This is a genomic window from Streptomyces sp. NPDC101194, assembly GCF_044767885.1.
GTDB lineage: Bacteria > Actinomycetota > Actinomycetes > Streptomycetales > Streptomycetaceae > Streptomyces.
In genome coordinates this window covers 1,397,067-1,423,409 of sequence record NZ_JBIWOS010000002.1, presented here as the reverse complement: position 1 = coordinate 1,423,409, position 26,343 = coordinate 1,397,067, and the positions used below count along the sequence as shown (strand labels likewise).

Annotated in this window: 22 protein-coding genes; 8 read left to right on the top strand and 14 right to left on the bottom strand. The window is 70.9% G+C overall.

Translation table 11 applies throughout. From position 1 onward, the window contains the following. Positions 1-16 precede the first annotated feature (16 nt). Positions 17-232, bottom strand: a complete 216-nt coding sequence (locus ACIRP2_RS13105) for an EF-hand domain-containing protein (protein WP_123461777.1) — start codon at positions 230-232, stop codon at positions 17-19. Between the two features lie 175 nt (positions 233-407). Between ACIRP2_RS13105 and ACIRP2_RS13100 the strand changes: the two genes are divergently transcribed. After that, positions 408-1,046 carry a GNAT family N-acetyltransferase gene (locus ACIRP2_RS13100; protein ID WP_404249342.1) on the top strand — a complete coding sequence of 213 codons (639 nt, stop codon included), beginning with the start codon at positions 408-410 and terminating at the stop codon, positions 1,044-1,046. A 12-nt stretch (positions 1,047-1,058) separates the two neighbouring features. Here the strand turns inward: ACIRP2_RS13100 and ACIRP2_RS13095 are convergent, their stop codons facing one another. The 6 genes from ACIRP2_RS13095 to ACIRP2_RS13070 all read right to left on the bottom strand — a co-directional run bounded on the left by ACIRP2_RS13095 (position 1,059) and on the right by ACIRP2_RS13070 (position 7,138). Further along, on the bottom strand, positions 1,059-1,667 hold the full coding sequence (locus tag ACIRP2_RS13095; RefSeq protein ID WP_404249508.1) for an ADP-ribosyltransferase: 609 nt from the start codon (positions 1,665-1,667) through the stop codon (positions 1,059-1,061). A gap of 90 nt (positions 1,668-1,757) precedes the next feature. Beyond that, the gene (locus tag ACIRP2_RS13090) at positions 1,758-2,942 is read right to left on the bottom strand and encodes a beta-propeller fold lactonase family protein (protein ID WP_404249340.1); all 1,185 of its coding nucleotides are present in this window, start codon (positions 2,940-2,942) and stop codon (positions 1,758-1,760) included. Next, complete coding sequence (locus ACIRP2_RS13085) at positions 2,942-3,748, bottom strand: polysaccharide deacetylase family protein (RefSeq protein WP_404249338.1); 807 nt, start codon at positions 3,746-3,748, stop codon at positions 2,942-2,944. The genes ACIRP2_RS13090 and ACIRP2_RS13085 overlap by 1 nt, the downstream gene beginning before the upstream one ends. Before the next feature lie 356 nt (positions 3,749-4,104). After that, on the bottom strand, positions 4,105-4,620 hold the full coding sequence (locus ACIRP2_RS13080; protein WP_404249506.1) for an ATP-binding protein: 516 nt from the start codon (positions 4,618-4,620) through the stop codon (positions 4,105-4,107). 251 nt (positions 4,621-4,871) lie between these two features. Beyond that, entirely contained in the window at positions 4,872-5,639 is a 768-nt protein-coding gene (locus tag ACIRP2_RS13075) for an enoyl-CoA hydratase-related protein (protein WP_351074659.1), read from the bottom strand. A 251-nt stretch (positions 5,640-5,890) separates the two neighbouring features. Further along, positions 5,891-7,138 carry an Ig-like domain-containing protein gene (locus ACIRP2_RS13070; protein ID WP_404249335.1) on the bottom strand — a complete coding sequence of 416 codons (1,248 nt, stop codon included), beginning with the start codon at positions 7,136-7,138 and terminating at the stop codon, positions 5,891-5,893. A gap of 519 nt (positions 7,139-7,657) precedes the next feature. Here ACIRP2_RS13070 and glgX point away from each other — a divergent pair. Continuing rightward, the gene (gene glgX, locus ACIRP2_RS13065; protein ID WP_404249333.1) at positions 7,658-9,892 is read left to right on the top strand and encodes a glycogen debranching protein GlgX; all 2,235 of its coding nucleotides are present in this window, start codon (positions 7,658-7,660) and stop codon (positions 9,890-9,892) included. A 17-nt stretch (positions 9,893-9,909) separates the two neighbouring features. On the opposite strand, the gene ACIRP2_RS13060 is transcribed toward glgX, so the two are convergent. The 4 genes from ACIRP2_RS13060 to ACIRP2_RS13045 are packed head-to-tail and all read right to left on the bottom strand — an operon-like array spanning position 9,910 to position 13,574. After that, positions 9,910-10,560: a response regulator gene (locus tag ACIRP2_RS13060; protein ID WP_404249331.1), complete on the bottom strand. Its 651-nt coding sequence runs from the start codon at positions 10,558-10,560 to the stop codon at positions 9,910-9,912. Positions 10,561-10,579: 19 nt separating this feature from the next. Continuing rightward, on the bottom strand, positions 10,580-11,869 hold the full coding sequence (locus tag ACIRP2_RS13055) for a sensor histidine kinase (protein ID WP_404249329.1): 1,290 nt from the start codon (positions 11,867-11,869) through the stop codon (positions 10,580-10,582). A gap of 24 nt (positions 11,870-11,893) precedes the next feature. Continuing rightward, positions 11,894-12,670 carry an ABC transporter permease gene (locus ACIRP2_RS13050; protein ID WP_404249327.1) on the bottom strand — a complete coding sequence of 259 codons (777 nt, stop codon included), beginning with the start codon at positions 12,668-12,670 and terminating at the stop codon, positions 11,894-11,896. Position 12,671: 1 nt separating this feature from the next. Further along, positions 12,672-13,574, bottom strand: coding sequence for an ATP-binding cassette domain-containing protein (locus ACIRP2_RS13045; RefSeq protein WP_404249325.1), 903 nt, complete (start codon positions 13,572-13,574; stop codon positions 12,672-12,674). A 186-nt stretch (positions 13,575-13,760) separates the two neighbouring features. Between ACIRP2_RS13045 and ACIRP2_RS13040 the strand changes: the two genes are divergently transcribed. Together ACIRP2_RS13040 and ACIRP2_RS13035 are read left to right on the top strand one after the other, a co-directional pair. Continuing rightward, positions 13,761-15,632 carry an ABC transporter ATP-binding protein gene (locus ACIRP2_RS13040; protein ID WP_404249323.1) on the top strand — a complete coding sequence of 624 codons (1,872 nt, stop codon included), beginning with the start codon at positions 13,761-13,763 and terminating at the stop codon, positions 15,630-15,632. Continuing rightward, on the top strand, positions 15,629-17,503 hold the full coding sequence (locus ACIRP2_RS13035; protein WP_404249321.1) for an ABC transporter ATP-binding protein: 1,875 nt from the start codon (positions 15,629-15,631) through the stop codon (positions 17,501-17,503). Before ACIRP2_RS13040 ends, ACIRP2_RS13035 begins: the two co-directional genes overlap by 4 nt. Positions 17,504-17,759: 256 nt before the next feature. On the opposite strand, the gene ACIRP2_RS13030 is transcribed toward ACIRP2_RS13035, so the two are convergent. Continuing rightward, positions 17,760-19,292, bottom strand: a complete 1,533-nt coding sequence (locus ACIRP2_RS13030) for an alpha/beta hydrolase (RefSeq protein WP_404249319.1) — start codon at positions 19,290-19,292, stop codon at positions 17,760-17,762. 134 nt (positions 19,293-19,426) lie between these two features. Next, a complete protein-coding gene (locus tag ACIRP2_RS13025) occupies positions 19,427-19,753 on the bottom strand; it encodes a DUF4190 domain-containing protein (protein WP_404249317.1) in 327 nt (108 codons plus the stop codon). A 290-nt stretch (positions 19,754-20,043) separates the two neighbouring features. On the opposite strand from ACIRP2_RS13025, the gene ACIRP2_RS13020 reads away from it, so the two are divergent. The 3 genes from ACIRP2_RS13020 to ACIRP2_RS13010 all read left to right on the top strand — a co-directional run bounded on the left by ACIRP2_RS13020 (position 20,044) and on the right by ACIRP2_RS13010 (position 23,548). Next, on the top strand, positions 20,044-21,339 hold the full coding sequence (locus tag ACIRP2_RS13020) for a sensor histidine kinase (RefSeq protein ID WP_404249315.1): 1,296 nt from the start codon (positions 20,044-20,046) through the stop codon (positions 21,337-21,339). Then, complete coding sequence (locus ACIRP2_RS13015) at positions 21,336-22,091, top strand: response regulator (protein ID WP_404249313.1); 756 nt, start codon at positions 21,336-21,338, stop codon at positions 22,089-22,091. The genes ACIRP2_RS13020 and ACIRP2_RS13015 overlap by 4 nt, the downstream gene beginning before the upstream one ends. Before the next feature lie 434 nt (positions 22,092-22,525). Continuing rightward, positions 22,526-23,548: an alcohol dehydrogenase gene (locus ACIRP2_RS13010; RefSeq protein ID WP_404249311.1), complete on the top strand. Its 1,023-nt coding sequence runs from the start codon at positions 22,526-22,528 to the stop codon at positions 23,546-23,548. 32 nt (positions 23,549-23,580) lie between these two features. Here the strand turns inward: ACIRP2_RS13010 and ACIRP2_RS13005 are convergent, their stop codons facing one another. Continuing rightward, complete coding sequence (locus tag ACIRP2_RS13005) at positions 23,581-25,188, bottom strand: MFS transporter (protein WP_404249309.1); 1,608 nt, start codon at positions 25,186-25,188, stop codon at positions 23,581-23,583. A gap of 136 nt (positions 25,189-25,324) precedes the next feature. On the opposite strand from ACIRP2_RS13005, the gene ACIRP2_RS13000 reads away from it, so the two are divergent. Next, positions 25,325-26,239 carry a TetR/AcrR family transcriptional regulator C-terminal domain-containing protein gene (locus tag ACIRP2_RS13000; RefSeq protein WP_404249307.1) on the top strand — a complete coding sequence of 305 codons (915 nt, stop codon included), beginning with the start codon at positions 25,325-25,327 and terminating at the stop codon, positions 26,237-26,239. The last annotated feature ends 104 nt before the right edge of the window (positions 26,240-26,343 follow it).

The window sequence follows — 26,343 nt, the reverse complement described above, 5'->3', positions numbered from 1 at the left end:
GGGGTCCTCCCGGCCGTCAGCCCTTGTTCTGCGCCGCCCAGAACTCGTCGAACGTGAGCAGCCCGTCGCCGTTGGCGTCGTGCGAGTTGATGACGGCCTGGGCCACCGGCTCGGTGACGTACGGGTCGCCGAGCTGAGCCATCACGCTCTTGTACTCGGCGGCCGATATCAGCCCGTCGCCGTTCAGATCGAACCGTTCGAATGCCTTGCGCGCCGACTCGATGTCCGCCACAGTTCCGCCCCTTCGTGATGCCTCACCCATGCCTGGTCGAGGTCCGACCAGTGTCTGACTGACGGAGGTCAGATTAACGGTCCCGGCGGATGGCGGTCGCGGCGGCCGGTCGTCGATCATGAGTGGGTGGCCCGCTGCCCGGCGGGCCACGACTCGACCGGGGAGCGGGACTCTGATGGACGACACGCTGGTACGGATCCTGACCGCCGCGGCGCACGGACGGTTTCCGCCGCCGGACGGGGCCACGACGGTGGTGGGGCAGCCCAACGTGAGGGACGCGGGCGTGCTGGCGTTCACCGCGCACTCGGTGGTGTTCACCGACGAGGATCCCGGCTGGGTGCGGGCCGTACTGGCCGCCACCCCCGGCGACGAGCTCGCCGCGACGATGAATCCGCACTTCCTGGGCGCGCTGCTGGCCCGGAGCGGTCGGCACATGAACACCATCGATCTGCTCACGGTCGCGGACGCGCTGCCGGGCGAGCCGGAGATCGCGCTGCGGGAGATCGAGGACCCGGAGCATCCCCGGGTGGCGCGGGCGATGAAGTACCGCGACGAGGTGCGCGTCTGGTCCGCGGACGGCGGTGTGGTGATCCTCGGCCGGGGCGTCGCGGGGCGCTGGGAGACCGCGATCGAGGTGGCCGAGGAGGCGCGCGGCCGAGGCCTGGGCGAGCGACTGGCGCGGGCGGCCCGGCATCTGGTGCCGGACTCGGCGGTGTGGGCCCAGCAGTCGCCGGGGAACGCCCGCAGTGTGCGGACGTTCCAGACGGCGGGCTACCGGCCGGTGGGCGCCGAGGCCCTGTTCGTCGCGGGGTGAGGGTTCAGCGGATCAGCTGCGCCAGGGCTTGTAGTTCGGGTTGTCGACGCACTTGTTCATGATCTCGGTCCTGGTCGCCCGGTCGACGGGGCATGCCCCGACGATGAACGTGCGGTCGACGCCGCCGGGGAAGGCGACCTCCATCTGGTCGGCGTACTTGTGGGTGTCACCGATCGTCTCGTTCACGTCGATGCCGCCGGGAGCGTCGATGTAGTAGTTGAACTCGCTCTTCCAGCGCTTGTACAGGTCGTGGTCGTACGTGGTGGAGACGAACGGCGAGGGCTGGTTGACCAGGACGTACTTCTCCAGGTCGTACTGGCCGTGGACGATGTCCCTGGCGTGGAAGCCCTCGTCGAAGATGGTCTGCGGGCCCCGGCCGTCCGCCCGGTAGAGCTGGCGGCAGTTGTCCCGCCAGGAGGGGCGCGGGGTGATCCGGCGGATGTCCACCGGGTCGGCGGCAGCGAGGAGATGGTCGGTGACGACCGGGCAGCCACCGGGCTTGAACGCGACGGCCGCGGGAGCGGCGGCGGGGGCGGCCTCGGTGGCGGCGGCCGGGACGAGCACGGCGGAGAGAGCGGCAAGGGCGACTGCGGCCCGACGCCGCAGACGAGAAGTGATCATCATGACGGTCACTGTCTCGACAGTGCGATGCCGGGCCGCGAAGCGTCACCCGAAGGCGAGCGTGTCGGGCGGAGTGTTGACGCCGGGCCGTCAGCGGAAGACGCCGGTGTGGCCCAGCGAGTACCGGCCCGGCTGCGGGTAGACGGCGAGTCCGTGCGGGCCGCTGCCCACCGGGATCCGGGCGAGCTGTCTGCCGGTGGAGGTGTCGATCGCGTACACCTCGGAGTTGTAACGGCCGCTCAGCCAGAGGACCTTGCCGTCCGCCGAGATCCCGCCCATGTCCGGGCTGCCGCCGTGCGGCAGGCTCCACTTCTTCACCAGCTCGCGCCGGGCGAAGTCGAAGACGGAGATGGTGCCCTCGCCCCGGTTGGAGACGTACATCTCCTTGGAGTCGCGGCTGACGTAGAGGCCGTGGGCGCCCTTGCCGGTGGGCAGCAGCTTCGGGGTGGTGAACTTCTTCCCGTCCAGGACCCACATCCCGTTCGCGACCATGTCCGCGATGTAGAACGTACCGCCGTCGGGCGACAGCTTCACGTCCTGCGGCATCGCGCCGTCCAGCGGCAGCTTCTGCTGGGCGACGACCTTCATCCTCGCCGTGTCGACCTTGAGGAGCTCGCCGGAGAACTCGCAGGAGACGATGAAGTAGCGGCCGTCCGTCGAGAAGTCGGCGTGGTTGACGCCCCCGCACGTGACGGGGACGGCCTTGACGGTCTTCATGGTGTGGGCGTCACGGAAGACCAGTTGACGATCCATCGAGGCCATCACCACGGCGTACTTGCCGTCGGGGGTGAAGTAGAGGTTGTACGGGTCGGAGACGGGTACCGTGCGGCCCTTCTTCCCGGTGGCGGGATCGATGGCCGTGAGGCTGTCCCCGATGTCGTTGTTGACCCAGAGAGTCTTCAGGTCCCAGGACGGGACGACGTGCTGCGGCTGTCGGCCGACCTTGATGGTCTTGATGACCTTGTACGTCGCCGGGTCGATCACCGACACCGTGTCGGAGTTGGTGTTGGGGACGTACACCCGGGACGGGAAGCCCTTGACCACCGGGGAGAGCTTCCCCGGCCGGTCGGCCGCGTAGACGTCCTTGGCGTCGAGCACCGGGGGCATGCCGGGCAGCCCGGACGGGGTGAGGCCCTGCGACTTGACGGGCGGGACGGCGGCCTCGCTGCCGACGGCTTCGACGTTCCCCTTCTCGGCGGGGGAGCCACAACCGGTGAGTACCGCGAGGAGAACGCCCCCGAGCAGGGCCGCGGTGTGCTTGGTGGAGAAAGACATCAGGTCAGCAGCTCCGTGGTCGTCACCGCGCGCAGTCGGCGGCGGTCGATTTCGGTGAGGAGGAGAGGCAGGGCGGCGACCGTGTCCGCGTAGCCGAAGTGCAGGCTCACCACCGATCCGTTACGGATCTCCCCGGCCACCTTGCGGGTGACGGCCGCGGCGCCGGGAGAGGTGAAGTCGAGGGAGTCCACGTCGTACGAGAGGACGTGCGGGTAGCCCGCAGCGGCGGCGAGCCGCTGGACGAGCGGGGTGGCGTACCTGGCGCGCGAGGGCCGGAACCAGGTGCCGATGGAGCCGGTGAGCCGGCGCAGCCGCTGGGCGCAGCCGGTGATCTCCGCGTATGCCTCCTGCTCACCCATCGAGGAGATGTCGACATGGCGCTGGGTGTGATTGCCGAGGTCGTGCCCGCCGTCGAGGATGCGGCGGGCCATCTCGGGGTGTTCGTCGAGCCAGCTGCCGACGGCGAGGACGGTGATCCGGGCGTGGGCGCGTTCGACCTCGGCGAGCACGGTCCGGGCGATGGCGGGGTCGCCCTGGCCGTGGAAGGTGAGGGCGACGCGGGCGCGGTCGCGGGGGCCGTGGTCGATCTGGGCCGGCTGTCCGGGGATGCGGCGCGGCGCGGGCGCGGGGTGCCCGGTGGGCGTGGTGGCGGAGCGCTGCGGGTTCGTGGCGGTCGAGGCGCTCCGGGCCGACCCGGTGGAGTCGCCGCGGCCCGCGCATCCGGCGGCGAGGACACCGGCGAGGGCGGCCCCCGCTCCGGCGCGCAGGGCGCTGCGGCGGTGCACCGGTCCGTCGGAGGCGTTCATGTGCAGAACAGTAGGCGCGAAACGGACAGAAGATATCACTGAGGGTTTATGGGTGACGCGAATGAATCATTCGCCAAATCCCATAAATATTCATGCTTTTCCAGGCAAGTGACTCATCACACCTTTGATTCCCTTAACAAATGCCCCGCAATATTCATCAATGCCCTATTTGCACCTTTGGCCGCGAGGTCGCCCATCTGCCATAGTCGGTCACACGACCGCACCGACCCGAGCCCGGTCGTCACAAGCGGCCGTGAACACACCCCCCATTTCACGGCCCCCCACACAGCAGCCCCCGAAGCGCCCCACCACGGCGGACCGGGGGCTTCTGTGCATCCGGAACGGGGCCGCCGGGGTCAGCGGTCGGAGATGCGCATCTCGAACCACGTGGTCTTGCCTCGCGGCAGCAGATCCACTCCCCACCGGTCGGAGAGCTTGTCGACGAGGAACAGCCCGCGCCCGCTGACATCCATCGCCTGGACGGGCATCAGACAGGGCAGCCCGCGCGAGGGGTCGCGCACCTCGATCCTGATCCAGCCGCGACGTCGCAGCATCCGCAGCCCGAAGACCCGGGCGCCGGTGTGCCGCACGGCGTTGCCGACGAGCTCCGACACGAGCAGCACGGCATATTCGGCGGTCTGCGGAGAGAGTGCCCACTGACGGAGCACCACGCACGAGGTGAGCCGCCGGGCGGTGGCCGCGGACTCCGGACGGGACGGCAGCCGGACCTCGCCCTCCGCCGGATTCCCGAACAACTCCAGTGCCTTGAACGCCTGTTCGTCCTCGATGGTCGGCATCCACCGCGCCGCTGTCGCACCGCTGCGCGGTCGCGGCTGCTCCACACCCTCCAGGCCCGCCATGCACACCATCATGGCCGCAAGGCGGGTGCTCCGGGGTCGTTCCAAGGGAATCCCCACCCCGGAATACACCATTCCGCAGAGGTCGATAGGCATATGCCAGTGGCAGAATGTGGCCCCTCGCACCCCTGTTGACCTGCACGGATATCGCATCCAGACGACTTTGCCAGCCGCTTCGGACAGCCGGACCTTAACGTTCCCTTAAGGTCCGGCCAATCCGCCCGCACGGATGAACCCGCGTCAACCTGTGCCCAACTGGCGTTCGCTCAGAGGAATTTGGCCTTGCCCGGCCCCTCTTCCACAAAGCTGCGCATTCCGCGCTCCCGGTCCTCGGTGGCGAACAGACCCGCGAACCAGTTCCGCTCGATCGTGAGCCCGGTGTCGATGTCCGTCTCCAGTCCCGCGTCGACGGATTCCTTGGCGGCGCGCAGCGCGAGGGCCGGCCCCTTCGCCAGCCCGGCGGCCCAGGCGTGCGCCCGCTCGTACACCTCGGCAGCCGGCACCACGCGGTCCACCAGACCGATCGACAGGGCCTCCTCGGCCTTCACATGGCGACCGGTGAAGATCAGGTCCTTGGCCCGGGAGGGGCCGATCAGCCGGGCGAGGCGCTGGGTGCCGCCCGCGCCGGGGATCAGCCCGAGCAGGATCTCCGGCTGGCCCAGCCGGGCGTTGTCGGCGGCGATCCTGAAGTCGGCGCAGAGCGCCAGCTCGCAGCCGCCGCCCAGCGCGTAGCCGGTGACGGCGGCGACGACGGGCTTGGGGATCCGGGCCACCGCGGTGAAGGAGTCCTGCAGCGCCTTGGACCGTACGACCATCGCCGTGTGGTCCATCGCCTGCATCTCCTTGATGTCCGCGCCCGCCGCGAACACCTTCTCGCCGCCGTAGAGGACCACGGCGCGGACGTCGTCGCGCCGGGTGGCCTCCTCGGCGAGTTCACGCAGCCGGTCCTGGGTGGCGACGTCCAGGGCGTTCATGGGCGGGCGGTCCAGCAGGATCGTGCCGACGCCGTCGCGTACTTCGAGGGTTACGGTCATGAGAGGCAGGTTAGACCGACCGTCGATCGGGAGTGGAAGAAGGAGCGGCTCCGGGGGCATCGCCGGGCGGAGGACCGGGGCATGGCGAAGCGCTGCTGATCGACCACGCCGCCGCGAGGCGCCTGCGCCGATCGCCGGTCGGTCCCAACCGCCTCCGGCGACAGGGGATTCGGTTCGCGGGCCGGAGCGACGAGCGGGCCCGGTGCTGTCGGTCACAGCACCGGGCCCGCTCGTGTTCCGATCGACGCGAACTACTTGGTCCACTCCGCCCAGGACATGTTCCAGCCGTTGAGGCCGTTGTCCGGCTGGATCGTCCGGTCCTTCGAGTTCTTCACGACCACGACGTCGCCGATGAGCGAGTTGTCGAAGAACCAGGCCGCCGGGGTCTTCTTGCTCCACGCGCCACGCACGTCCTGCAGACCGACACAGCCGTGGCTGGTGTTGGCCGAACCGAAGACACCGGACCCGCCCCAGTAGTTGCCGTGGATGAAGGTCCCCGAGGTGGACAGACGCATCGCGTGCGGCACGTCCTTGATGTCGTACTCGCCGCCGAAGCCCACCGTGTCACCGTTCATGCGGGTCACCTTGAGCTTCTCGCTGATGACCATCTGACCGTTGTACGTGGTGGTCGCGGGGGCGCCCGCCGAGATCGGGATGTCCTTGATCTGCTGGCCGTCGCGGACGACCTTCATCCGGTGCGTGCTCGCGTCGACGCTGCTGACCTGGCTGCGGCCGATGGTGAAGGAGATCGTCTTGGCCTGCTTGCCGTAGACACCGGGGCGTCCCTCGACGCCGTCGAGGTTGAGCTTCAGGGTCACCTTGGTACCGGCGGCCCAGTACGCCTCGGGGCGGAAGTCGAGCCGGTCGTTGCCGAACCAGTGGCCCTCGATCGGTACGGACGGCTCGGCCGTCACCTTGATGGCCTTCTCGACCGCGGCCGGGTCGGTGATGCCCCGGGTGAAGTGGATCGAGACCGGCATGCCCACACCGACCGTGGAGCCGTCCTCCGGGGTGTACTGCCCGATGAAGGTGTTCTGCGGGACCAGCGTCGTGAAGCTGGTGTCCTTCGCCGACTCACGGCCCTTCGCGTCCTTGGCGACCGCGTGGACGCTGTACTTGGTCGCGGCGGCCAGATGCTGGTCCGGCGTCCAGCTCGCGCCGTCCGCCGCGATCTTCCCCTCGACCTCGGCGCCCTTGGGGTCCGCGACCTTGACCGTGGTCAGCTTCCCCTGCGCGGCCGAGATCTTCAGCGCCCCGCTGGTGGCGACGGAGTCCGCCCCGTCCTTCGGCGCGACGGTCACCACGGCCTGTGAGGCCGTGGTGTCCTCGGCCTTTCCGCCCTTGCCGCCCTTGCCCGCGTCGCCGGCGTCTCCCCCGCCGCACGCGGTCACCAGGAACAGCAGCGCCCCCAGTCCCAGAGCCAGCGTTCCGGTGGCTCCCCGACCGCGCCGCCCGCTGTTCGCCCCGGCCGATGTCCCCGATATCGGCTGCCCGTTCAATGTGCTCGTCTCCCCTCACACGGCCCGGCCCCGCCAAGGCCCTGGGAACCCGCAGGTCCCCGCCCCCGCGCGCTGCACATGCGCGCTCAGCGAAAGATAATCACACCGAACCGGTGGAGTTGACCCCGCGGATGTCACCGTTCAGTCCCAAGTTCTCCCGGGCTTCGCCGGGTGACACGCGGTCCGGCGTGCGCACGGGGCCGGCCGGGGTCCGTTCGCGTCCGCCGGACGGGTCCCGGCCGCTCCGACGGTGCCTCGGCGCAGGGCGGAGCCGGCCTCCCGAAGGGCCCGGCTCAGGTTCCGGGGTCCTGCCCGTGTCGGCACGGTGGTCCGTGTCCGCCGCCGCCCTCCTCACCACATGGTCCACGTCCCCCGACGACGGGGGCCGGTCGGGGGAAACGTGAGTGCGGGCGCGGGTGTGGGCAGAACAAAGGGGAGGACCACACTCGGGGAGCCGCGGCCGGGACGCCGTGCGCTCCTCTTCGGTGCGGATCCCCACGAGCCGCGGGAGGCGAGCAGGTGTCGAGCGCAGCCGAGCAGGAAGCAGTGCAGGAGACGGCGACGGCGTCCGTGCGAGAGCGCGCGCGACAGGCCGTGACGGGGCGCCCGCCCACCGTGTGGCCCGGCGCTCCCACGCCGCTCGGAGCCCGATTCCGGGTGGGCCCCGACGGCGTGGCGGGCACCAATTTCGCGCTCTGGGCGGGCGGCGCGGAGGCCGTCGAGCTCTGTCTCTTCGACGAGGAGGGAAACGAGACGCGCCTTGCGCTGACCGAGCTGACCCATGAGATCCGGCACGGATTCGTGCCGGGCGTACGGCCGGGCCGGCGGTACGGCTACCGGGTGCACGGCCGCTGGGACCCCTGGACCGGTGCCCGGTGGAACGCGGCGAAACTGCTCCTCGATCCGTACGCCCGCGCCGTGGACGGCTCGTTCACCCTCCCGGCCGAGGTGTACGGCCATGTGCGGGACTGGCCGCACCAGCAGGTCGCGGACACCGTGCGCGACGAACGGGACTCCGCCCCGTACGTGCCGAAGGGCGTCGTCGTCCACGACGACGACGACTGGGCCGAGGACCGCCGCCCCAAGACCCCGTGGGCGGACTCCGTCATCTACGAGCTCCATGTACGCGGCTTCACCAGGCTGCACCCCGGCATCCCGGAGGAACTGCGGGGCACCTACGCCGGTCTCGCGCATCCGGCCGCGCTCGACCATCTGCTCCGGCTCGGGGTGACGGCGGTGGAGCTGCTGCCGGTGCATCAGTTCGCCCACGAGGACCATCTGCTCCGGCGCGGCCTGCGCAACTACTGGGGCTACAACTCCATCGGCTACTTCGCCCCGCACGCCGACTACTCGGCCAGCGGGACCGCCGGCCAGCAGGTCGGCGAGTTCAAGCGGATGGTGCGGGCCCTGCACGACGCCGGGATCGAGGTGATCCTCGACGTGGTCTACAACCACACCGCGGAGGCGAGCGAACTGGGCCCGATGCTGTCACTGCGCGGCATCGACAACCGTGGCTACTACCGTCTCCAGTCCGACGCCCGCAGATACGCGGACTACACGGGCTGCGGCAACACCCTGCACGTGGTCCAGCCGCACGTCCTGCGGCTGATCACCGACTCGCTGCGCTACTGGGTCACGGAGATGGGCGTCGACGGATTCCGCTTCGATCTGGCGGCGGCGCTGGCCCGTTCGATGCACGACGTGGACATGCTCTCCCCGTTCCTCGCGGTGATCGCCCAGGACCCGGTGCTGCGCCGGGTGAAGCTGATCGCCGAGCCGTGGGACGTCGGCAACGGCGGCTACCAGGTGGGCGCCTTCCCCCCGCTGTGGACCGAGTGGAACGACCACTACCGCGACGCCGTGCGGGACTTCTGGCGCGGCGCCCTGCCCGACGTACGGGATCTCGGCTACCGGCTGACCGGATCCAGCGACCTGTACGCCTGGGGCGGCCGGCGCCCGTACGCCTCGGTCAACTTCATCACCGCGCACGACGGCTTCACCCTGCGCGATCTGGTCAGCTACGAGCAGAAGCACAACGAGGCCAACGGCGAGGGCAACCGGGACGGCACCTCGGACAACCGGTCCTGGAACTGCGGCGCCGAGGGCGAGAGCGAGAACCCCGACGTCAACGCGCTGCGCCGCCGCCAGTTGCGCAATCTGCTCACCACTCTGCTGCTGTCCACCGGGGTGCCGATGCTGGTGGCGGGCGACGAGATGGGCCGTACCCAGGGCGGCAACAACAACGCCTACTGCCAGGACAACGAGGTCGGCTGGGTGGACTGGTCGCTGCTCGACCGGCCCGAGTGGCGGGCGCTGACCGAGCTGACCTCACGGGTGCTCACCCTGCGCCACAGCCACCCGGTGCTGCGCCGCCGCGCCTTCTTCTCCGGGCAGGCACAGGCGGCGGACGGGCTGCGGGACCTGGCGTGGTTCACCCGGCAGGGCGCGGAGATGACGGAGGAGGACTGGTACGCCCCGGCGGCCACGCTCGGGCTCTATCTCTCCGGTCGCGACATCCCCGGCCGGGACGCGCGCGGCGAGCCGGTCACGGACGACAGCTTTCTGGCGATCCTGCACGCGGACCACCGGCCGAGCGGCTTCGTGCTCCCCGGGCCGCCCTGGGCGCAGAGTTACGAACTCGTCCTGGACACCTCGCGGGAGGACCAGGATGCGGCCCCCGGCACCGTCCACCCGGGCGGCGGGACGCTGACCGTACCGGAGAGATCGGTGCTGCTGCTGCGGGTCAGGGAATGAGCGGGCGGGCGCGTGCGTCAGCCGAGGATGCCGCGGTCGTAGCCGATCGCGACGGCGGCGGCCCGGTCCTTGGCGCCCAGCTTGGCGAAGATGTGGGTGAGATGGGTCTTCACCGTGGCCTCGCTGATGAACAGCTCGGCGGCTATCGCGCGGTTCGAGGTGCCCTTCGCGACGAGTGCCAGCACCTCGCGCTCACGGCCCGACAGCGCTTCGTTGCCCGGGGCCGCCGGCGTGCGCACCCGTGAGACGAGGCGGGAGGCGACGGCGGGCGAGAGGACGGTACGGCCGTCGGCGGCGGCCCGCACGGCGTTGAACAACTCGTCGCGCGGGGCGTCCTTGAGCAGATAGCCGGTGGCACCGGCCTCGATCGCGGGCAGAGTGTCGGAGTCGGTGTCGTACGTGGTGAGGACGAGCACCTTGGACCGGTCGCCGCGCCGGGTCAGTTCGGCGATGGCGGCCACTCCGCCACCGCCCGGCATCCGCAGGTCCATCAGGACGACATCGGGGTCGAGCCGGGCCACGAGATCGACACCCTCCACCCCGTTCGACGCCTCCCCGAGTACCCGGAACCCCGGAGCCGAATCGAACATGCCGCGCAGACCGTCCCGTACGACGGGGTGGTCGTCGACGACGACGAGCGTGATGACGCGTGCGGGTTCCTCAGCCATGACAGGCCAACCGTACTGGTCACCGGCTGTCCTGAACCAGTGGCACCCGGGCGCAGACCGCCGTGCCGCGACCCGGCTCCGTCTCCACCTCGACGATGCCCGCGACGCGTTCGGCGCGGGCCCGCATGCCGCCGAGCCCGAAACCCCCCGCTCCGCTGTACGGCGGCAGGGCGGCCGGGTCGAAGCCGCGTCCGTCGTCCCGTACGTCCAGGGCGAGTTCGTCGTCCATGAACGACAGAGTGATCCCGACCCGCGAGGCATCGGCGTGGCGGCCGGCGTTGGCGAGGGCCTCCTCGGCGATGCGGAGCAGGGTGGCGGCTATCTCGTCGTGGACCGGCTCGACGGTCCCGGTGACGGTGAACTCGGCCCGGATCCCATGGCGTTCCCCCCAGCCGGTCACCGTCTTCTTCAGCGCGCCCGGCAGGTCGTCGTGCTCCAGGGCGGCGGGGACCAGATCGTGTACCGAGCGGCGCGCCTCGCCCAGGCTGTGCCGGGCGAGCGCGGCGGCGCGGTCGAGGTGCTGCCGGGCCAGCGCCGGGTCGGTGTCGGCGACCGATGTCACCACCTGGAGCTGGGCGATGATGCCGGTCAGCCCCTGTGCGAGCGTGTCGTGGATCTCGGCGGCGAGCCTGCGCCGCTCGTCGGCGACGCCCGCCTCGCGTGCCTGGACGAGGAGTTGGGCGTGCAGGCCCGCGTTCTCCGCAAGGGCGCGTTCGAGGCGGGCGTTGGCGGACTCCAGTTCGGCGATGGTGTCGGTCTGGGCGCGGGTCTGCTCGGCCTCCCGGTCGCCGATCTGGGCGAACACCATGGTGAGGGTTGCGTGCAGGGCGAGGAGGACACCGAAGGCGACCCAGTTCATGAGGTCGGCCGGCGGGAGGCCGCTGCCGGACTGCGAGCCCGCCATGATGACGGCGGTGGCCAGCAGCCCGGCGCGCATGGCCCGCCGCGGGAGCAGCCGGCCGGCGTCGAAGTAGCCGAGCACCGCGAACATGGAGAAGAACGGGTTGCACGAGGTCAGTACGGCGGCGAGCAGCGTCCGGGCGACGAAGTAGAACTGCGCCGCCCCCGACTGCGGGGGGACACCCGGCCGGACCCGCCCCCACCAGAGCTGGAGGACGATCGCCACCGGGACCAGCGCCACGGTGACGTGCACCTGCGCGCGGGACATGATGAGGCCGGCGGTCACGGCCGAGACCGTGCTGCCCAGGCCGAGCAGCCCGTACGGCCCGTACCGGAAGAACCGTTCCCACCACTGCGCGGCCGTCGTCGCCCCGGTCGCGCCCGGCTGTGCCGTGTCCCCCGCGTTCATGGGGGGATTCTCCCCCATGAACGCTCACTCCCACCGGAACAGACGGGTCGCGAGCCCGGTCGCCACGGCCGCCCACAGCGCCATGACACCGAGTTGCGCCCACCCGGGCCAGCCACCGGACGCCGCCCGGTCCAGCGCCTGGGAGGCCGCGCCGAACGGGGTGACCTCCACGATGCGCCGGAGCGTGTCGGGCATGGACTGCACCGGGATCCATACCCCGGCGCTGAACATCATCACGAGGTTGACGACCGAACTGATCGCGGCGGAGGCCTTGGTGGTGCGGGAGAGCGCGCAGAGCAGTGCGCCGAGGACGAGGACGCTCGCCGTCGACAGGAGCAGTGCCAGGACGTAGCCGAGGGGCTGTCCGGGCAGTGCGACGCCGAAGGCGATCCGGCCGACGGCCAGCACCAGCGCGCTGGAGCCGAGGGCCGCGGCGCCGTGCAGGGCGATCTGTGCGGTGAGCAGGGCGGACGGCGGCACCGGAGTGGTCGACATCCGGCGCAGGATCCCGCGCTCGCGGTAGCCCGTCAGGACGGGCGGCATGGCCTGCAGTCCCGCCATGATCATGGCGAGCAGCACCGCCACCGGTACGTACAGATCGATGACACGGCGGCCACCGAGCGCGTCGTCGGGGTTCCGGAAGGACGGGATCAGGCCGAGGATCGTCATCAGCGCGGTGGGGAAGACGAGGATCCAGAACAGGGCGGCGGGCTCGCGCAGGAAGAGCCGCGTCTCGGACCTGAGGACCGCCGCCCATGGGGTCGGCGTGGCCGTCGCCGTGGCCGGGTTCGCCGTGGTCATCTCAGGCCGCCTGTTCTGTGAGGTCGAGGAAGGCGTCGTCCAGCGTCGCCTCGGAGACACGGAGTCGGTGTGCGGTGATGCGGTGGCGGGCCAGCAGCGAGATCACGGCGTTGACCGTTTCGTCGGTGCCCTGAATGACGACCCGGCCGTCCTTCTGCTCGACGGATACCGCCCCGGGGAGCAGGGCGAGCTCGGTGTCGTCGAGCGGCTGTGAGGGGGTGAACGAGATGGCGGTGGCGCTGCCGGCCCGGTCGATCAGGCCGGACGGGGTGTCGAGTGCGACGACCTTGCCCTTGTCGATCACTGCGACGCGGTCGCAGAGCCGCGTGGCCTCTTCCATGAAGTGGGTGACCAGAAGGACCGTCACACCGCTGTCGCGTACGTCCTCGATCAGCTTCCAGGTGTCCCGCCGGGCCCGCGGGTCCAGACCCGTGGTCAGCTCGTCGAGGACCACGACCTTCGGGTTGCCGACCAGGGCGAGCGCGATGGACAGCCGCTGCTTCTGGCCGCCGGACAGTTTGGCGAACCTGGTGCCGTACTTGGTGTGCAGACCGAGCCGTTCGGCCAGCGCGCGCCAGTCGGCGGGGTCCGGGTAGAAGGCGCTGTACAGCTCCAGCGCCTCGGCCACGGTGATCTTGGCCTGCAGCTCGCTCTCCTGGAGCTGGGCGCCGAGCAGCCGGGTCACCCGGTCGTGGTCGGCGACCGGGTCGAGACCGGCGACGCGGACCGTTCCGGCGTCGGGAACCCGCAGCCCCTCGACGCACTCGACGGTGGTGGTCTTGCCCGCGCCGTTGGGTCCGAGGATCCCGAAGATCTCCCCCTCGTCGACGGCGAAGCTCACTCCGTCCACCACGGGGCGCCCGGCGTAGGCCTTCCGCACCCCGCTCACTTCGATGATTGCCATGCCCACGAGCATCGTGTCGCGGGCATCGGCGCACCATCGTCCATCGCGCTCGAACGGACATCGGCCGATCGGTTGATACGGGGTACGACCTGCGGGTCCCACGGGATCCGGTCCGCCGCCCGGAACCGCCGGACGGCCGAAAAACCACATGAGCGATGTCAGTGGTGAACCGTAGTCTCGCCTGTGATGCCCGAAAAAGATGCAGAGCCCAAGGAACGGTCCACCGTACGCTCACTGTTGCGACTGTGGCCCTATGTGAAGCCGGTGCGTAACCGCATGTTCGGCGCCGCGCTGGTCGCGATAGTCGCCTCGTGCATCGGCCTGGTGATCCCTCTCGTACTGAAGTGGATCGTCGACGGCCCGGTGGCGGACCGTGATCCGGGGGGTGTCTGGCTGGGCGCGCTGTACCTCTTGCTGCTGGGCATCGCCGAGGCCGTGCTCTTCGGGATACGGCGGTGGCTGGTGGCCCGGCCGCTGGCAGGGGTCGAGGCGGCGATGCGGGCCGACCTGTACCGGCACCTGCAGCGGCTGCCGGTGGCGTTCCACGATCGCTGGCCGTCGGGGCAGTTGCTGTCGCGCGGCACCACGGACCTCATGCTGCTGCGCATGTTCCTGGCCTTTCCACTGACGTTCCTGCTGGTCAACGGCACGACGATCCTGGCCGGTTTCATCATTCTGCTGATGCAGCAGTGGACGCTGGGGCTGGTGCTGCTCGCCCCGGTGGTGCCGCTGGTGATCGTCTGCTCGGCCTTCGAGACGAAGTACTCGCGCGTGGCACGCAAGGCGCAGGACCAGGTCGGCGATCTGACGACGGTCGTCGAGGAGAGCGTGCTCGGCATCCGCATCATCAAGGGCTTCGGACGGCACCGCAGCCAGGCCCTCGCGTTCCGGGCCCTCTCGCAGCGGCTGCGGAGCACGGAGCTGGACAAGGCGCGTCTCCTCGCGGGCATCTGGGCCGTCATCACCACGATCCCGGAGCTGGCCATCGGGGCGGCGCTGGTCCTCGGCACGGTCCAGGTCGCGGACGGCGGGCTCTCGGCCGGCACCCTGGTCGCCTTCCTGTCCACGGCACTCGCGCTGCGGTGGCCGATCGAGTCGATCGGCTTCCTGCTGGCGATGAGCCAGGAGTCGGCGACGGCGACCGAGCGGTTCTTCGAGGTGATGGACGTGGCCGAGGAGGACGACACGCCCACCGCCGACGGCCCGGCTCCGAAGAACACACCGGTCCACGGCGAGATGGTCTTCGAGGGCGTGGAGTTCCGCTACCCCGACGCGCAGGCCGGTTCCGAACCCGTCCTGTCCAGGATCGATCTGCGCATCCGCCCCGGCGAGACCATGGCCCTGGTCGGAGCCACGGGTTCCGGGAAGACGACGCTCACCGCCCTCGTCCCCCGGCTGCACGAGGCCACCGCGGGACGGATCACCCTGGACGGCAGGGACATCACCACCATGCCGCGGGAGGAGTTGCGCGAGCTGGTGTCCGTGGCGTTCGAGGAGCCGACGCTCTTCTCGGCGACCGTCGGGGAGAACGTGCTGATGGGCGCCGAGGGCGCCGGGGAGGAAGAGCTGCGGCGCGCACTCGCGGTCGCCCAGGCCGACTTCGTCCATGACCTGCCCGAGGGCATCGGCACCCAGGTCGGCGAGCAGGGGCTCAGTCTCTCCGGCGGTCAGCGGCAGCGGCTCGCGCTGGCCCGCGCCGTGGTCGGCCGGCCACGCTTCCTGGTGCTCGACGATCCGCTCTCCGCCCTGGACGTCCACACGGAGGCACTGGTGGAGGCCGCCCTGCGGCAGGTGCTCGAGGAGACGACGGCGATCGTCGTCGCGCACCGTCCTTCCACCGTGATGCTCGCGGACCGGGTGGCGCTGCTGTCGGAGGGACGGATCACCGCTGTCGGCACCCATCAGGAACTGCTGCGCGACAGCGCGGAGTACGCCTGGCTGATGGCGGGCGCCACAAGCGCACAGGAGGATGCCCTCGCCGAGGACGCCTTCCCCGACCCGTCCGCCGAGGACCGCCTCGTGCCGGACGTCCCCGCCGAGAAGGGCCGCACCCGATGACCAGTACGACGACGACCGGGCCCGCCGGCCGGCGCGATGCGCAGAAGACGCCCGGGGGCGCGTCCCCCTCCGACGGCGCCGGGGACCGGTTCGACCGGGACGATCTGCCCACGCCCCGTGGCGCGACCCGCGCACTGCTGATGTCGTTGCTCCGGCCGCACCGGGGCCGGGTGATGGTGTCCGCCCTGTTGCTGCTGGTCCAGCAGGCGGCGGTGCAGGCGGGCCCGCTGCTCGTCGCGTACGCCATCGACAGCGGCGTGCCCGCCTTCCGGGACAAGGACTACGGGCCGCTGATCGCGGTGGCCGTGGGATACGCCCTGTGCTCGGTGGCTGCGGGCGGCATGCAGTACGCGTTCATCCTGGCCTCCGCCCGGGTCAACCAGGACGTGCTGCTCGATCTGCGCGGGCGGATCTTCCGCCACGCACAGGCGCTGAGCGTGGACTTCCATGAGCGCTACACCTCGGGCCGGCTGATCTCCCGCTCCACCACGGACGTGGAGTCGCTGCGGGAACTGCTCAGCGAAGGTCTGCAGGAGCTGATCGGCGTCATCCTGTCGTTCGTCTCCATCTCGCTGATGCTGCTCTGGCTGGACTTCGGGCTGGGCGCGGTCGCGGTGCTCTCCTTCGTTCCCCTGTACCTGCTGGTGCGGCTCTACCAGCAGCGGGCCGGAGTGCTCTACGCGGCGCGGTCGACGGCGATCGCCGCGGTCATCGTGAAGTTCGCCGAGTCGATGAACGGCATCCGTCCCGTCCAGGCCTTCCGCCGCGAGCGGATCAACGACCGGCACTTCCAGGACCTCAACAGCGCACACGCGTGGACGAACGGCAGCGCGCTGCTGGAGATGGCGCGCTATGTCGTCGGCTCCCGGCTGGTCGCGAACACGGCGGTCGCCGGGATCGTGCTGTGGGGCGCGTACCGCGTGGCGTCGGGCACCCTGGCGCTCGGTGTGCTGGCCGCGGCCGTCCTCTACCTGCGCCGGCTGTACGACCCGATCGACCGGCTCGGCATGTTCCTCAACTCCTACCAGTCGGCGGCGGCCTCGCTGGAGAAGATCGCGGGCCTGCTGGCCCAGGCCCCCTCGGTCCCCGAGCCGTCAAAGCCGCGTGAGCTGCCCGCGCTCGCGGGTGAGCACCCGGGCCGCGAGGTCGTCTTCGACTCGGTGCGTTTCGCCTACCGCACGGGCGGCGAGGTGCTGCCGCGCTTCGACCTGACGGTGCCGGCCGGCCAGACCGTGGCCGTGGTCGGTTCGACGGGCGCGGGCAAGTCGACGCTCGCCAAGCTGCTGGCCCGCTTCTACGACCCGACCGACGGCCGGGTGCTGCTGGACGGCACCGACCTGCGGGACCTGGCCGTGCCCGAGCTGCGTCGGGGTGTGGTCATGGTGACCCAGGAGGCGTTCCTGTTCTCCGGGACGGTCGCCGAGAACATCGCGCTCGGCAGCCCGGACGCGACCCGCGAGGAGATCGAGCAGGCCGCCAAGGCGATCGGCGCGCACGACTTCATCGCCGGTCTGCCCGAGGGGTACGACACGGACGTACGCAAGCGGGGCGGCCGGATCTCGGCCGGTCAGCGCCAACTGGTCGCGTTCGCACGGGCCCTGCTGGCGAACCCCTCGGTACTGATCCTCGACGAGGCGACGAGTTCCCTGGACATCCCCGGCGAACGCGCGGTGCAGCGGGCCATGGACACGGTGCTGCACGGCCGGACCGCGGTGGTGATCGCCCACCGCCTCTCGACGGTGGAGATCGCGGACCGGGTCCTGGTGATGGAGCACGGGCGCATCGTGGAGGACGGTGCCCCGGCCGAACTCATCGGCGGTACCGGCCGATTCGCCGGGCTGCACCGGGCGTGGCGGGAGAGTCTGGTGTGACGGAGAGGGCTCCAGGAGCCGTGACCCCGTCGCCCATGGCTGCGTTCAGCGACGGTCTCCGTCGGATCCGTTCCGATCTTCTGTGCGTGTGTGCCGTCCGCCCTCCGTACCGTCTCAGCACGGCACGGAGCGCGGGCGGCGCCCGTCGTACGCACAGGAGCTCGACGGCGTCGATCCGGTACGCGGATGGGCCGGCACGTGAAGTGCCCTTACCGCAGCCTCGGTCGATGGACGTCGGGCCGAGAAGCGGGCGGGCTCACTCCTGCTGCCCGGACGGTGCTCGGCAGGTCAGGTCCTCGGCCGGGAGCCTGCCCGTGGTCAGATAGGCCGTGGCGCTCCTGTCCGCGCAGGAGTCGGTGCCGTAGACGCCGTGTCCCTCCCCTCCGGCGACAGTGACCATCCGGGAGCCGCGCAGGGCCCGGTGCATGGCCCGGGCGCCGGCCAGGGGCGTTTGAGGGTCCCACTGGTTCTGCAGGATCAGTGCGTCGACCTTGTTGTTCACCGTTGTCGCGGGCTCGCCGCCCTGCTTCCAGAAGGCACACGGCTTGATGTTGGACGCGAAGTCGCCGTACAGCGGATACCGGGCCTTGTCGCGGATCGCGTCGCGGCGGTACTGCTCGGGATCGCGCGGCCACGTACGGGTGTCGGCGCACAGGACGGACCAGGCACTCGCGGCGTCATTGTCCTGGGGAACGTCACGGGCGAACGCCGGTGGGACGGGGCCCTGGACCCGCTCGGGCGTGCCGGACGGAGCCGACGTCCTGCCCTCGGCCGCCCTCTTCAGTTCGACGACCCTTTCCGCGGCTCTTTGAACGCGGACGAACTCGGCGCGCAGCTCGGAGCGGATGTCGTCACCGGTGAGGGCCGTCCCGTCGGAGTCGATGGGCTTGTCGTCGGCCCGGGCGATCAGCTTCCAGAAGGTCTTGCGGACCTCGGCCGGGGTATGGCCCAGGTTGTACGTGGGGTGTCGTTCGGCAGTCCATTCGCTCCATCTCGTGAAGGCGGGCTCGGCCCCCTCCGCCATCCTTCGGAACATGCCCCGCCAGACCCACGCGGGGTCGGTTGCACTGTCCAACACGAACCGATCGGTGCGCCGGGGGAACATCTGTGTGTAGACGGCGCCGAGGTAGGTGCCGTAGGAGTACCCCAGGTAGGAGATCTTCCTCTCTCCCAGCACGGCGCGGATGACGTCCATGTCGCGAGCGGTGTTGCGCGTGGTGAGGTGCCGCAGGGCGTCACCCGCCTGGGCCCGGCACTTGTCGGCCACCGTGCGTGCCCACTCGACGTCCTTGGCGAATGTCTCGGCCCCGTACGAGCGCTCGTCGTTCCTTTCGTCGTCGGTCAGACCGCAGCCGACGGGAGCGCTCTGCCCGACGCCCCTCGGGTCGAACCCGATGAGGTCGTACTGTCTCTTCACCTTCCCGGGGAGGTTCAGTTCCGGGTCGACAGGCATGTCCAGGCCCGGCCCGCCGGGGCCGCCGGGGTTGAGCAGCAGAACGCCGCGTCGTTCCTCTGCGCTGCTTGCCTTCAGGCGGGATATCGCGATGCCGATCCTCTTTCCATCGGGATCGCTGTAGTCCAGCGGCACCTTGAGAGTCGCGCACTGATAGGTGGCGGGGTTCTCCGCGTCGCAGCGCTGCCATCGCGGATTCTGCTGCGTGTACTGCCGCAGAGGGTCCTTGGCCGCTGTGGTCCGGGACGCGGAAGAGGCCATTGCGGGGGTGAGCGCCGAAATGAGAGCCGTCGCGGCACCGACAGCCAGAAGAGATGCTGTTCGTCTGTTTCGCACAGTGTTGCTCGTCCTTGCTGGGGAGAGGTGATTGGCCCTTCCTCCCTCGTGTGCGCGGGAGGGCAGCGATTCCATCGCCAGGGACTCGGGTGCGCCGAGGCCGGGACATTGCCGGCATTGCCGCCGACCGCCGGTCAGTCGGTGAGCTGCTGGTGAACGCACTGCCTGTACTGGTGGAAGCTCTCCGGCTGGTAGCACTTCTGCGTGTTGTCGGCGTACCAGGCCATGAGAACGGCGGCCAGGACGGACGCCACGATCGCGATGAACGACGTCACCGCGCCGGTGATGGACATGCCCCGGCCGACACCGGTCCGCCCGGCCTTCATCAGGGCGGCGATGCCCAGGATCAGACCGATGACGCCGAGCAGGCCGCCGACGACGACGATCGAGGTGATCAGGCCGATGATGCCGAGCACCATGGCGGCCACGGCCAGGCCGTTCCTGCCGACCGGAGGCCGCATGCCGTAGCCGGGGCCTTGCGGATACGGGGAACCGGGGTCCGCCCCGGAGGCCCCGGTCGGTGTCGCCCGAGTCGGCGTCGACGCCGTCCGGGTCGACGCGGCCTCGGCCGACACCGTGTGATCCGGCAATGTCTCTGTCCCTTGCGTGTTCATCATCCGTCCTCCCGTCGACTGGGCAGGACACGATCCTGGCCTGCGGGGTCTCGGGTGCACATCGCTGCAAGGCGGGGGAATGTGCTCCCTCGATCGGGGGAGGCCACCGGCACCTTGTCCGGTCATACTGGCCGATTGTGATCAGAGGAATCCGGCCGCTGCTGCGCGGCTCCACGTATGCGGGTGCGCTGTTCTCCTGTTGCGGCGCGTTGGCGAGCATTCCGCTGCTGCCTTTCGCACTGCTGCCGGTGCTGGCGTGGGGATCCGCTCCGGAGGGAGTGCGGATCGTCCTGGCCCTGCTGGTCTGGGCAGCGCTGATCGGCGTCGTCGGTCTGGCCCGCACCACGCGGCGGGTGCTGATCGCGTGCGCCCGTCGACTGCTGGGGGTGCCGTTGCCGGATCCGGTGGCCGCGGGTCGGTCCGCGAACTCACCCCGCACCGGGCAGGCCGTGGTCGCGCCGGCCCCCGCCCTGCCGTTGCGCGCCGACCGCTGGCGGACTCCGGTCTGGTTGCTGCTGCATGTGGCACTGGGGTGGACGGGGGCGTTGCTGAGCGGTGTGCTGATCCTCGCGGGCCTGACCCTCCCGGTGGGTTGGTTCCGCGCCGAGGCGGGGCTGAGTCTGTTCGGCCGGTCGGTCCGCGTGGCGAGTGGCTGGGGCAGTTGGGCGGTGGCGCTCGGCTGCGTGCTGCTGGCGGCGGCTGTGTGCGTGGTGGTGACGAACGCCCTGCGGTGGTTGGCGCCGAGGCTGTTGGGGCCGTCGTCCGCCGAACAGCTCGCGCTGGCGGCCGAGCGGGAGCTTCGGCTGGCCGAACGCAACCGGCTGGCCCACGAGTTGCACGATTCGATCGGGCACACGCTGACGGCGGCCACCATCCAGGCGGCGGTGGCGGGCGAGGTGCTCTCCGCCGACCCGGTGGCGGCGCGGGCCGCCCTGCGCAGCATCGAGGAGTCGGCCCGGGCCGCGCTGGAGGACCTGGACTACGTGCTGGGCGTGCTGCGCGAGGAGAAGGCGGAGACGGCGCCGCCCCGGACCCTGGCCGACCTGCCCGAGCTGCTGGACCGGTTGCGGCACGCGGGCGCGGCGGTCGAGCCGGAGCTGTCGGGCGAGCTGGCGCAGGTCCAGGGGACGCTCTCCCGGGCCGCGTACCGGATCCTTCAGGAGGGGCTGACGAACGCGTTGCGGCACGGGGCGGACGGTCCGATCGAGGTCCGTGTGACGGCCTCGCCAAGCGGACTGGAGCTCGGCGTGGTCAACCGGACCGGGGCGGGGACGGGCAGAGGTACCGGCCGGGGTGCCTTCCCGACATCCGGGCACGGCCTGCCCGGGCTGGCCGAGCGCGTGCGGCTGCTGCACGGCGAGATCGAGGCCGGCCCGGACGGGCCGCAGCATTGGCGGCTGGCGGTCCGGCTGCCGGTACGGTTGTCGGCATGATCGGCTCTGACGCGAGCGAAGCCGTCACGACCGGCCCCGACGCGAGCCCAGCCGTCACGACCGGCCCCGGCCCCGCCACCACCAGCCCTACCGGCACCCCCGTCACACTGCTGATCGCGGACGACGACGAGGTGACCCGCAGCGGTCTGCGCACGTTGCTCGCGGCACAGCCGGGAATCGCGGTGGTCGGGGAGGCCGCCGACGGCGTCGAGGCGGTCGAGCAGGCGCGGCGGCTGCGGCCGGACGTGGTTCTGATGGATGTGCGGATGCCGCGACGCAACGGCATCGAGGCCACCCGGCACCTCCTTGCCGAGTCGGCCGAACCGCCGAAGGTCGTGGTGATCACCACCTTCGAGAACGACGGCTACGTCACCGCCGCGCTCGGTGCGGGGGCCAGTGGGTTCGTGCTCAAACGGCTTCCGGTCCGGCAGATCGCGGAAGCGGTGCGGGTGGTGGCGGCGGGAGAGGCGATCCTCTTCCCGGCGGCACTGCGCCGGATGGTCGCCGCCCGCCCGCTGGGCTCCGCCGAGGCGTTGCCGAAGGCGGCGCTGACGGGGCGGGAGGAGGAGGTGCTGCGATTGATGGCCACCGGCCTGTCCAACCCGGAGATCGCGGAGTCGCTCACGGTGAGCCTGGAGACGGTGAAGACCCACGTCGGAAACGTGCTGACCAAGCTCGGCGCACAGAACCGGACCCACGCGGTGGTGATCGCGTACGAGTCCGCTCTGGTGGTGCCGGGGTTCGCCGGCTGACGCGCCTGAACGTGCGTCCGATGCGGCACTCGCCGGCTTCGAAGAAGATCCGTACCGGCCCCGGCCGATCGACGGCTCCTGCCGCCCGCCGGCCCGCTCATGGACGACGACGGGATCGGATCAACCGACTCCGCGAGATTCGACCCGAATGACGGGTCGCAGGGCCCCGGCACGAGCCCCCCGCCGACTGCCGGCCGTGGCCTTTTGAAGCCGCGCGCCGAGGCAGTTCACCCACGCGCAGCCGCTGCGAGCAGCGCTCCCGCGGATTCCGACGTCTCCGCGGGAGCCGGTGCCACCGAAGACGGGGCCCCGCGAGGACTTCGGCACGTGCGCCGGGTGGTCCCCCTCGCCTGCACCACTCGGCGCGCGTGACCGTGCCGGAGCTGGTCTGCTGGTTTTGGGGGGCGTCCGCCCATGACCCGGAGAGATTCCAGATGAGCGTCTACCGAACCGCGCAGGTCGCCACCGCCGGTGGTCCGTTCGAGATCGTCGAACGCGAGGTGCCGCAGCCCGGACCCGGCCACGTACGGGTGGCCGTGGAGGCCTGCGGAGTCTGTCACAGCGACGCCCTTTTCGTGGACGGCGGGCTCCCCGGGGTGCGGTTTCCGGTGGTCCCCGGGCATGAGATCGCCGGGCGGATCGAGGAACTCGGCGCGGGAGCGGAGGACGCCTGGCAGGTGGGCGACCGGGTGGCGGTGGGCTGGTTCGGCGGCAGCTGCGGCCACTGCACGCCCTGCAGGCAGGGCGACTTCGTCGTGTGCCGGTACCTGAAGGTGCCCGGGTGGGCGTACGACGGGGGCTATGCCGAAACGGTGGTCGCGCCGGTGGACGCCCTGGCCCGGATCCCCGACGCGCTGGCGGCGGCCGATGCGGCCCCCATGGCCTGCGCGGGGGTGACCACGTACGACGGGCTGCGGCGCAGCTCCGCCCGGCCGGGTGACCTGGTCGCCGTGCTGGGCATCGGCGGGCTCGGCCACCTGGGGGTGCAGTTCGCGGCCGCGATGGGCTTCGAGACCGTGGCCATCGCGCGCGGAGCCGCCAAGGCCGACTTCGCCAAGGAGCTCGGCGCGCACCACTACGTCGACAGCACGGCGGACACCTCCGTCGCGGACGCGCTGCAGGCCCTCGGCGGCGCCAAGGCGGTCCTGGCCACCGCGGCCAACTCCGAGGCGATCTCGGCGACCGTGGAGGGGCTCTCCCCGCGTGGTGAGCTGGTGGTGATCGGCGTGGACCCCGAACCGCTGGCGATCAGCCCGGCCCAGCTGATCATGAGCGGCAAGACCGTCCGGGGCCACGCGTCGGGTACCGCGCAGGACGTGCAGGACACCCTGGCGTTCAGTGCCCTGCACGGAATCCGCCCGATGACCGAGACCGTGCCGCTGGACGCGGTCGACGAGGCGTACCGGAAGATGATGTCCGGCGCCGCCCGCTTCCGGATGGTGCTCACCACCCGCTGACGCACCCGGCCCCGCCCCGGGGCGACGGTGCTTCACCGCCGTCGGTGCCTCTCCTCGACGGATGAGCCGCCTGCCTCACCGGCCGGGGCGGACTCCGTGCCGCGGAGCAGGGCGATGGAGAGCACGGCGGCACCGGCCATCGCGAGGGCGGCACCCGCCGCGGCCGTGTTCATGCTGTGGGTGAAGGCCCGGAACGCGGTGGGCAGGAGCGTGTCCCGGAGCTGGTGCGGAAGCTGCCGGGCCACCGCGACCGCGCCGGACAGCGTCTCCCGCGCGGCTTCGGGTACGGCGGGCGCGGCGCCGTGCATGTCCCGGCCGTAGACGGCGGCGCCCACCGACCCGAGCAGCGCCATCCCCAGGGCACCGCCGAGTTCCTGACCCGATTCGAGGACGGCGGCGGCGGAGCCCGCCCGCTCGGGCGGCGCTGCACCGAGGGCGAGTTCGTTGGCGAGCGTCATCGCGGCGACCAGCCCGCCCGCGTAGACGGCCGACCCGGCGAGTGTCGTCCACAGCGGCGTGTCCGTCCCGATCCGGGTGAGCGAGAGGAAGCCCGCGGCGGAGACGAGGAACCCGCCGCCCATGACGTACCCGCGGTCGAACCGCCGGGCGAGCGCCCCGCCCAGCGGGGCGGCCACCACGACGCCGAGGGAGGGCACGAGGCTCCACAGCGCCGCCTCGAAGGGGCTCTTGCCCAGGACGGACTGCACGTACTGGGAGAAGAACGCGGCGAATCCGACGGTCGCCCCCATGGCCAGCAGATTGACGAGGGCCGAGCCCCCGAAGGTGCGTCGGCGCAGGAGCGCGAGGTCGACCATCGGGTGGGCGAGGCGGGCCTGCCGGCGGAGGAAGACGAGGCCCAGGGCGAGGCCGACGGTGACGCCGAGGACCGGCAGGGGCCGGTACCCGTGCTTGGCCAGCTCCTTGATGCCATGGATCAGCGGCAGCAGCGAGGCGAGCGAGAGCACCGCGCCCAGGATGTCGAACCTGCCTCTGCTCGGTGCCTTGGACTCCGGCAGCAGCAGCGGTGCGAGGACGAGCAGCAGTGCCATCGCGGGCAGGTTGACGAGGAAGACGGCACCCCACCAGAAGTGTTCGAGGAGCGCGCCGCTGACGACCGGTCCGAAGGAGATACCGGTGGCCATCACGGTCGTCCACAGGGCGACCGCCCCGGAGCGCTGTCGCTGGTCGTGGAAGAGGTTGCGGACGAGGGCGAGGGTGGACGGCATCAGACAGGCGCCGCCCACGCCGAGGAGCGCCCGCGCGGCGATCAGCTGTCCCGGGGACTGGGCGTAGGCGGCGGCGACCGAGGCCGCGGCGAAGAGCACCGTGCCGGTGATCAGTACGGTCCGGCGGCCGATACGGTCCCCGAGTGCCCCCATGGTGATGAGCAGCCCGGCGAGGACGAAGCCGTACATGTCGAGGATCCACAGTTGCTGGGTGGAGCCGGGTTCGAGGTCCGCGCCGATGGCCGGCAGGGCGTAGAAGAGGATGGAGACATCCATCGACACGAAGAGCAGCGGCAGCATCAGCACGCCGAGCGCGATCCATTCACGGCGTCCGGCGCGCGGTGCCGCGGGCTCGGGCGCGTCGGGGTCCGGGGCGGACACGGGTGCTGTCGGGATGTCTGGTCCTGAGGTCATGCCGGGAGCACAGCAGCCTCGCCGCGTACACCGCAAACACCGCCGTAGTACACCTGCCGCTGTTCTCGTACCGGCCCTCGGATCACCGGAGTTGATGGGGTGTACGCCGGTTCTGGCGCACTAGTACAGTGCGCCCGTGCAGACCGAACCGCCCTATCTCAGGATCGCCGGTGAGCTCCGTCGCCGGATCGTCTCCGATGAATTCGCCCCGGGCGAGCGGGTGCCGTCCACCCGTGCGATCGTCCGGGAGTGGGGTGTCGCCATGGCGACCGCCACCAAGGCGCTGTCGGTGCTGCGCCACGAAGGACTCGTACGAGCGGTGCCGGGGGTCGGCACGGTCGTCGCCGAGCGCCCCGCTCCGGGGGGCGCCGGTGCGGGGGCCGGCCCCGCCCTGAGCCGTGAGCGCATCGTGCGCACCGCCATCGAACTGGCCGACGCCGAGGGGCTGCCCGCGGTGTCCATGCGCCGGGTCGCGACCACGCTGTCCACCTCCACCATGGCGCTGTACCGCCATGTGCCGGGCAAGACCGAGCTGGTCCGGCTGATGTCCGACGAGGTCTTCGCGGAACGACCGCTGGGCGCCGCGCCCCGTGACTGGCGGCCGGGGCTGGAACTCGCCGCCCGGTGGCTGCGCTCGGTGTACGGGCGCCATCCGTGGATGGCACAGGCCATGGCTTCCTTCACCCGGCCCACCGCGTCCCCGCACGCCATGCGGTACACGGAGTGGGTGCTGCGCGCCCTCACGGGCACCGGCCTCCCGTCGCACACCATGCTGCACATCCATCTCACGGTGTTCGCCCACGTCCAGGGACTGGCCATGGCCGCCGACATGGAGGCGCAGGCGCGACAGGACACCGGGCTGTCCGACACGGAATGGATGGAAAGAAATGAGCCACAGTTCGATGCCATCTCGGCCAGCGGCGAGTACCCGTTCCTCAACTCCCTGTTCGAACATGATGAGTTCGACCTCGACCTGGACTCACTCTTCGAATTCGGGCTGCGGCGGACCCTGGACGGCATCGCGGTGATGCTCGGCGAAACGTCCGCTTAACGAACATGACCTTTACGGCAACGAACGACTTCCGGCCAACTTGTTGACGCGGTCCTGACAGAACCGTCCTTCGGCTGACACTCTTCACCCCGTTCTGCGCACTT